Source organism: Bacillus sp. JJ1122 (assembly GCF_036964885.1).
Taxonomy (GTDB): Bacteria; Bacillota; Bacilli; order Bacillales; family Cytobacillaceae; genus Mesobacillus.
On record NZ_JBALQL010000042.1, the window covers coordinates 13,003 to 20,817 of the forward strand.

Genomic DNA, 7,815 nt, shown 5'->3' on the forward strand with positions numbered 1-7,815 from the left:
CTCCGCCTGTGTCACCTGTGCCTCCAGTTCCGCCGGTATCTCTACCTGTGTCACCTGTGCCTCCAGTATTTCCACTGTCGTCTCCACCTCCACTGCCTCCAGTCTGGGTAGTGTCAGTGGTTTCTTTTTTCTTTTCTCTCGTTTCAGACTGATCTTCTTTCTTTCCTTTTACCTTTTCTTTCGCTTTTTCCCACTGCTTCTTTAGCTTTTCAGATTCTTTCTTCATTCTCTCTTCAAGTTCTTTGACAGTTTTTGCGCGCTTCGCTTTTTTCTGTTCCTCAACATATTTTGATATATCAGGTACATTAAATGAGACTGCTTTGGTATCCTTTAAAGCCTCGGACATAAAGTCCTTGAAAACAAGCGCCGCTCCTTCACTGCTTGTCGTAGTTAAGTAATGATTTTTGTCGGTTTTGTCATATCCCACCCAAACAGCTCCTACTAGCTGTGGTGTATAGCCAACAAACCATTGATCCTTTGTACCATCTATGCCCTCAATAGGTACTTGGGTAGAACCCGTTTTTCCTGCTAATTCACGGCCTGGAATTTTTGCGCCTTTACCAGTTCCTTCTTCAACGACTCCTAACAGCATTGTCGTCATTTTTTGGGCAGTCTCTTTAGAAATCGCCTGGCTTTTCTTACCTTTCCATTCAGCGATTGTATTGCCTTCTTTATCAGTAATTTTCGTAATGGCATGCGCCTCATAACGTTCACCTGAATTTGCAAATGCAGAATAGGCATCTGCCATGTCTACAGGTGAGACACCAGTATTTAGTCCGCCCAGCGCGAGTCCCAGCTGACGATCCTTTTGTGGATCAAGGGTGATGCCAAACTTATTTACCGACTTCATTCCATTAACGATTCCTATTTCATTTAACAGCCATACAGCAGGAACGTTCAGGGAATCCTTTAACGCTTCATACATTGGCACTTCGCCTTTATATTCACCATTATAGTTTTCAGGTTTATAGTCTTGTAAATCTAATTCTTCATCTTTAAGCATATCTGTTACATCCCAGCCTTCTTCAATTGCCGGGGCATATACTGCCAGAGGTTTCATTGCTGAACCAGGCTGAGCTTTTAATTGGGTTGCCCGATTGTATCCGCGGAATACATGTTCACCTCGGCCGCCAACCAGGGCACGGATACCACCCGATTTAGGATCGATTAAAGCAGCGCCGCTTTGGACGATCTGGTTATCAGTCCCTTTTGGGAAAATTTCATCCTTTGCATAAGTAGCTTCTACAGCTGATTGCATTGTTACATCCAGCTCAGTGTAAATTTGCAGTCCTCCAGTTAAGATATCCTCCTGGGTAAGACCATATTTTGAAATTGCTTCATCGATGACGTGATCTAAGTAATATGGATATTGACCGCGCAACGGATCTCCGCCATCTTCATTTAGCACAACCTTCTCGGCCACTGCTTTCTTGTATTCTTCATCGGTTATGAATCCATTGGTCTTCATCATTTGAAGCACCACATCTCTTCTTTCCATTGCTTTATCATAATTTTTATAGGGATCCAAAGACGATGGAGCCTTGATTAAACCTGCAATGGTAGCTGCTTCGCTGATGCTTAAGTCCTTTACATCTTTACCGAAATAACCCATCGCGGCCCGCTTTATCCCCCAGGAACCATTCCCAAAATAAATGCGGTTTAAGTACATTTGCATGATTTCATCTTTTGAATATTGCTTTTCGATTTCCCTCGCAAGGAAAAACTCCTCAAGTTTTCGTTTATACGTCTTTTCGGTAGACAATAAAGCATTTTTTGTTAACTGCTGAGTGATTGTACTGCCGCCTTCCACAACTGAACCAGCTTTTATATTTTTGACAAACGCTCTGGAAATACCAACAAGGTCTACACCATCATGCTCATAAAAGCGGTGATCTTCAATTGCGACTACAGCATTTTTCAAATGATCAGGAACTTCTTCAATCTTAACCCCTTCATTTTTTAAAGCTGAAATCTTACTTGCCACTTCTCCGTTTGCATCATAGATGATTGTAGGCTGAGCCAAGTCATCATTTAGAGCACTGATATCAGCACCCTCTGAAAAAACATGGAAAAAGCTTAGAAAAGCCAAAACAGCTGTTGAAACGGACAAAACCAGCACTTGATTCATATGTAGTCGTTTCCAGCCTCTAAGAAAACTTGTTGCTATTGAATTTTTGCTCACTGAGCACCCCAACCTTTTAAAAATAGTTTATAAATATGACACTTTCTTTTACCCAGTTTTAAAAGGAATTAACACTTATTGCCTAATATCAGCGAAAAAAGACACAATCAGAGTATTTTTATGGAGTGTTTGTTATTTAAAAGCCAAACTCGCCTTTCAAGGAAGATATTTTTCTCGAACGATAGAATTTGGCCATAGCGGCTTTTAAATAGGCTGTTTTTGTATGCGTTGCGGCTTTTTTTCTTTCCATTTAACTTTCGATGTTTTAAAAAACAGGCATTAAAAAAACATAAAAAACCAATCGATCATATAAGTCGATTGGTTTCCTATTGGCTTTGAATAGGCAGTTCTTCTTCCATTACCTGGTGTACTGCTAATTCGCTATCCCGTTCTCGAAGAAGCGTTTCCATATACATGTAAACGAGTTGTTTCGTCTTATCATCCGCTTTGATGATATCAAGATGCTGAAGACATTTACGAATAGTCGGATGGATGGACTTTTGTGTATCAAAAACCATTCCTGTCACTTCTCTTTCTAATTCGTTAATAATAAAAAAATACAAATCTTTTATTACAAATTTCGCCAGCTTATGAGAGTTTTTGAGGGTCCCGCTGACAATTTTGCTGCATGAATTTTTCTTTTAAAAAAGGGTATAGAACAGTAGGAAGCTAAAATTTATTTGGAGGGTGATAGATATGGCAGAAATAAAGAGAGTGCTGCTCGCTTATGATGATTCCCCTGGCAGCAAAAAAGCTTTGCAGCTGGCAAAAGAATTGATGGGAATGCTGTCGGGTGCTCAATTATTTGTTGCCCATGTTTTTGAGGAGAAAATGAGAACGGAAACGGTGGAGTCTGCCGAACGGCCAGTTGAACCTCTGCCTATCAATAATTTTCCGGCAGATGGTATTCAGGTTCCTCCTCTTGCGTTTGAACAGGGTTCGATCGATAAATCAGAGCATGCCATTATTACCAATAGCTCCGAACAGGCTTTTGACAATGCAAAAACAGAACTTAATTCACTTAATATAGATCCTGACTATACGGTTCTTGAAGGAAATCCTGCCGATAGTATCTGTGACTATGCAAATGAGATAAAGGCTGATTTGGTCATCATCGGCCAGTCAGGCAGTGAAGGCCTTAAACGCAAACTGCTTGGCGGTGTCAGCCAGAAGGTTGCCAATCATGCACCTTGCCATGTAATGATCGCAAAATAACGTATACTAAAAAGCCGGATGCGCAGTCATCCGGCTTTTTTCATCACTTTTATTTAAGTTCTGAAGAAAGTTCCATGAGGCGTTCTTTCGTTTCCTGTTCCTCAAAACTGCTGAAAATACGGAAATCATCTTGATCCAAAATTCTGAAATGCTGGCTGAGTATATTTTGCTGCATTACAAAACCGCCGACCCGTTCAACTTCCCGCCACCAAACTTTACCGCCAAGTGTTTTTTCCTTCCGGTAATCTGTACCCTCATGTGCAATGGTTTCCAGCACTTCTAAAGGTTCATTGCCAAATAGAAATTGGATTGTCTCTGTCTCCCTGAACAGAGCGCAAATTGTCACGACTGTAGACCAGCCACCCTGAGCCCTGCCCTTTTCAATTTGGACAAGTGTCTTTTTAGAAAGGCCAATGATCTCAGCCATTTTATCTTGGGTATAGCCAACCTCTGCTCGAAGCACCCTTACTTTTTCAGAAACCCTTTGGATGATTTCATCTCTCGTCATCAACTTCAATCCCTTAAGTTCTTTTAGTGTAATTTTACACTTGATTTATGGAATTTCAAAATATTTTTTACTGAAAAAGAAAAGAATTTTTATTGAACCTGTTATACCCTTAATGGTTTAATTTACAAAGCTTGCAAATTGATTTACTTATCTTAAGGGCGAGTTAAACCTGGATGTTTAATTACACACCTTGCCCTTGTCGAAAAGAAAGAATATGCATAACCATGAAAAAAGGAATGCGTTGATGTGCATTCCTGATCGATTATTTAGCTTTTTTATCCGGCACGACGCTGCAATTGCTGGTGCATGAACTTTGAATCGAGCATGCTGCGCATTTGCCTTCTTTTGATTTTTGGATGAAGCGGTAGAATGCCCAGCCAGCATAACCGAAAATGGCTCCACCGATTATAATGTTCACTAACACTTCTGTTTCCCCCTTCTTAGCTAAGGCCTATTAACTTGCCGCCTTGGTAAATGGCCAATGATAATAGATAAGCGATAAAGAGTGCATAGCCGATTGAAAAGGCTGTCCATTTCTTCGAACCAGTTTCTTTGTAAATGGTAGCTGTTGTTGCCAGACAAGGGATATAAAGCAGGATGAAGACCATGAAACTGTAGGCTGCCAGCGGAGTATAATGGGCAGCCAGCAAGCCCTGCAAGCTTGCTTCATCTGGAACAAAATAAATGATATTCATGGTCGAAATGATTGCTTCTTTTGCAAGAAAGCCTGTAATCAAGGACGCGCTCGCTTGCCAGGTTCCAAAGCCGATTGGTCCAAATAGTGGTGCAAAAATGCTGCCAATTGCGGCCAAATAACTGCTCTCCATACTGACATTCAAGCCATCGGGACCTGCATATGCCAGCAGCCAAATGAGCACAGAGCCCGCAAAGATGAATGTACCAGCTTTTTTCACGAAACCCTTCCCCTTATCCCATGTGCTCCTCCAGAGAGCTTGTGCCTGGGGCAGGCGGTATGGCGGCAATTCAATGACAAACACCGAATTTTCACCCTTTAAAAGCGTCTTTGTGAACACCTTAGCGAGTACGAGTGCGACCACGACACCTAAAACATACAAACTTAATACGACCAATGCCTTTTGCTCTACGAAAAATGCCCCTACGAACAAGGCATATACAGGCAGGCGGGCTGAACAGGACATCAATGGCGTCAAAAGAATCGTCATCAATCTCTCCTTTGGCGTCTCGATTGTCCTTGCTGCCATAATTCCAGGTACATTGCAGCCAAATCCTATCATCATAGGAATAAATGCTTTTCCATTAAGCCCAACTGATTCCATCAGCCGATCCATTACAAGTGCTACGCGGGCCATATACCCTGAGTCTTCAAGCAGCGATATAAAGAAAAATAAAATGAAGATTTGCGGGACAAATACAAGTACTCCTCCTACACCCGCAACAATGCCATCAAGAATTAGGTCTTTGATGAATGGTGCAGCTCCAGCCGCGGCTAGTGCTCCCGAAATTCCGGATGTTACCGGACCTGATAAAAGTGAATCCAAAACACCTGACAATGGGAAGCCCAGCCAATCAAAGGTAAGCATGAACATGACATACATCAACAATAAAAAGATTGGTATACCCAGAAATTTATTCGTTACGACCATATCAACCTTCTCGGTCAACGGAACTTTTAGATGATCATTTTTTGAGCTTGAAGCTGAAACAATATTGTCTATTGTTTCACTTCTTTTTCGATGAATGACCTGGTCAAGTGCTTGACTTTTACCTGAAGTCCTTGCATGGGAGGCTGAAACAGAGTCGATAAGGGCATCCACCCCTTCTATAGCCAGTTCATTTTCCAGATAACTTTTCACATACTGGTTCCCTTCGAACAACTGCAGTGCCAGCCAGCGAACGGGAAGATTTGTCCGCCCGTCTAACATGGCGCCAATTTTTAGGATTCCATCCTCGATGGCTTTTCCATAGTATACGAGGTTTGCCTTTCCGCTTCGCACAAATTTGCCTGTCAACATTTCAGCGAGCTCATCGCAGCCTTTGCCGGTCCTTGCCACTACTGGAGCTACTGTCACGCCCAGAGCTTCAGAAAGTTTATCAATATCAATTTTTATGCCGCGGTTTTTAGCGACATCCAGCATATTCAGCCCAATAATGACAGGAGCGCCATATTCCATAAGCTGGAGGGTTAGGTGGAGATTTCTCCTTAACTGTGAAGCATCTAGGATATTAAGCAATTTTTGAATCGGTTCGTTCAGAAAAAAATTCGTGACGACTCCTTCATCCTTCGAGAGCGGATTAAGTGTGTAGACACCTGGAAGATCAATCAGCTGATCTTTGCTATTTTTAAATAAACCTATTTTTTTCTCAACGGTTACACCGCTCCAATTGCCAACATATTCATATGAACCTGTTAAATTATTAAATAGTGAAGTTTTGCCTGTATTGGGATTCCCAATGAGCGCAATGTTCATCATACTCGCTCCACTTCGATTCTAAGTGCCTCTTTCCTGCGGATTCCGATGCATTGGCCGCAGGATTCTACCATAACCGGACCGCCAAAAGGCATAATGCACTTCACGCATACTTCAGCACCATCCGCAATTCCTAAATCCAGTAATCTTCTCCTGACAAATTTGTCAGCACCAGCAATATTCAAGATCCGGCCCTTTTCACCAGCCTTAAGTTTTCCAAGCATCGCCATCACCTTTTTTTGTATATTGAAAGTTTTATAATAAATTTAATTGAGAATGATTCTCTTTATTAATTAATTTTAACACTATAATTGTTCAAGTGGAATGGTAAATAACATTTAATTGAGAATGATTATCTTTATTTAATCAATATGGTGGATTCATCACTGTGACGTAAATCACAAAAAAGGCTTTATTCGATGTTTTTTAGTGAAATCTTCATATGATTGACAAATTTTTTTACAGTTGTTGAATGTCCCCCCTAACAAGATTATATACCGTTATGGGTATATATAGAAATACAAAAAGAAGAGCTTTCCAGCTCTTCTTACTTGTTACATTGTTTTTTTGCTTACATCTGCAAATTGAACCATTCTTGACGGTGCTGCGCTAATAACAAGAATGACGACAATGGCACTTAAAATCATGCTTGGCAGCATATATGTGCCATTGTAAATAAAGGAATATAGCCATGCTGACTGTCCTTTAGGTGCATAGCTTCCGAAGAAAATCCAGCCGGAAAGAAAATGTGAAATAAAACGAAGCGCACTGCCAATAAAGGTACCTGCTATGACAAAAGCCATCCATTTATTCTTGTTGCCATCCTGCATGCTGGCTTTTACTTGAGCCGCGAATAATCCTGCCAATCCCAGCAGCGCAAAGGCAACGAGATAATCAAGTATTCCCTGTACAGGATGGTAAATTTGCGACATTCCAAGAATAAATTGTAAAAGTCCAAATAAAAAGCCTGTAAGAACTCCGCCTTTAATTCCCCAGCGGAATGCCATTAGGAAAACTGGTACCATCGCAATGGATACAGATCCTCCTTGTGGCCAAATCCTTGAAAATAAAAATCCTGAAAATAGATCCAGCAAATAAGCCAGAGCGGAAAATACGGCAACTTCCACTAAAAATAAAGTTTGTTTTTGTTTCATCTTTGTTCCTCCTTCTTTTCAGAATGAGGTCCGTTTCCAATACACCTTTTCTGCTTCAGAAACAAAAAAAGCAATCAGGGGATCGATATAGGATTCCCATGATTGCTTTCCTATCGCATCCACATTCCTACGCTAGCATTAACTAACAGGTTCAAAGGGTAAGAACTCGGCCGCTCACTCTCAGCTGCAATTTGCAGCTCCCCTTGTGGTCATATTTAATTTCTCACCTATGAATATACTATTTCTCATGGTTAATAACAAGTAAAATCTTTTATTTAGGCTCTGTTAAACTAGGCTGTTGATTTT

8 protein-coding genes and 1 riboswitch are annotated in these 7,815 nt (G+C 41.0%); of the genes, 1 reads left to right on the top strand and 7 read right to left on the bottom strand.

Annotation, left to right across the window (positions count from 1 at the left end; all coding sequences use genetic code 11):
* Positions 1-2,128 (bottom strand): transglycosylase domain-containing protein (locus V7201_RS20610; protein ID WP_335378638.1); only part of this gene is annotated, 2,128 nt, incomplete at its 3' end.
* Between the two features lie 380 nt (positions 2,129-2,508).
* Positions 2,509-2,700 (bottom strand): hypothetical protein, encoded by a 192-nt coding sequence (locus V7201_RS20615; protein WP_335378639.1) that lies wholly within the window; start codon positions 2,698-2,700, stop codon positions 2,509-2,511.
* Between the two features lie 178 nt (positions 2,701-2,878).
* On the opposite strand from V7201_RS20615, the gene V7201_RS20620 reads away from it, so the two are divergent.
* The gene (locus tag V7201_RS20620) at positions 2,879-3,397 is read left to right on the top strand and encodes a universal stress protein (protein ID WP_335378640.1); all 519 of its coding nucleotides are present in this window, start codon (positions 2,879-2,881) and stop codon (positions 3,395-3,397) included.
* Positions 3,398-3,446: 49 nt separating this feature from the next.
* On the opposite strand, the gene V7201_RS20625 is transcribed toward V7201_RS20620, so the two are convergent.
* The 5 genes from V7201_RS20625 to thiT form a co-directional block, all read right to left on the bottom strand.
* Complete coding sequence (locus tag V7201_RS20625; RefSeq protein WP_335378641.1) at positions 3,447-3,905, bottom strand: helix-turn-helix transcriptional regulator; 459 nt, start codon at positions 3,903-3,905, stop codon at positions 3,447-3,449.
* 262 nt (positions 3,906-4,167) lie between these two features.
* A complete protein-coding gene (locus V7201_RS20630) occupies positions 4,168-4,329 on the bottom strand; it encodes a FeoB-associated Cys-rich membrane protein (RefSeq protein WP_335378642.1) in 162 nt (53 codons plus the stop codon).
* 16 nt (positions 4,330-4,345) lie between these two features.
* Positions 4,346-6,358, bottom strand: coding sequence for a ferrous iron transport protein B (gene feoB, locus V7201_RS20635; RefSeq protein WP_438825089.1), 2,013 nt, complete (start codon positions 6,356-6,358; stop codon positions 4,346-4,348).
* Positions 6,355-6,579: a FeoA family protein gene (locus tag V7201_RS20640; RefSeq protein WP_335378643.1), complete on the bottom strand. Its 225-nt coding sequence runs from the start codon at positions 6,577-6,579 to the stop codon at positions 6,355-6,357. The genes feoB and V7201_RS20640 overlap by 4 nt, the downstream gene beginning before the upstream one ends.
* Positions 6,580-6,909: 330 nt before the next feature.
* Complete coding sequence (gene thiT, locus V7201_RS20645; RefSeq protein ID WP_335378644.1) at positions 6,910-7,509, bottom strand: energy-coupled thiamine transporter ThiT; 600 nt, start codon at positions 7,507-7,509, stop codon at positions 6,910-6,912.
* 107 nt (positions 7,510-7,616) lie between these two features.
* A riboswitch (TPP riboswitch) is annotated at positions 7,617-7,723 on the bottom strand.
* Positions 7,724-7,815 lie beyond the last annotated feature (92 nt).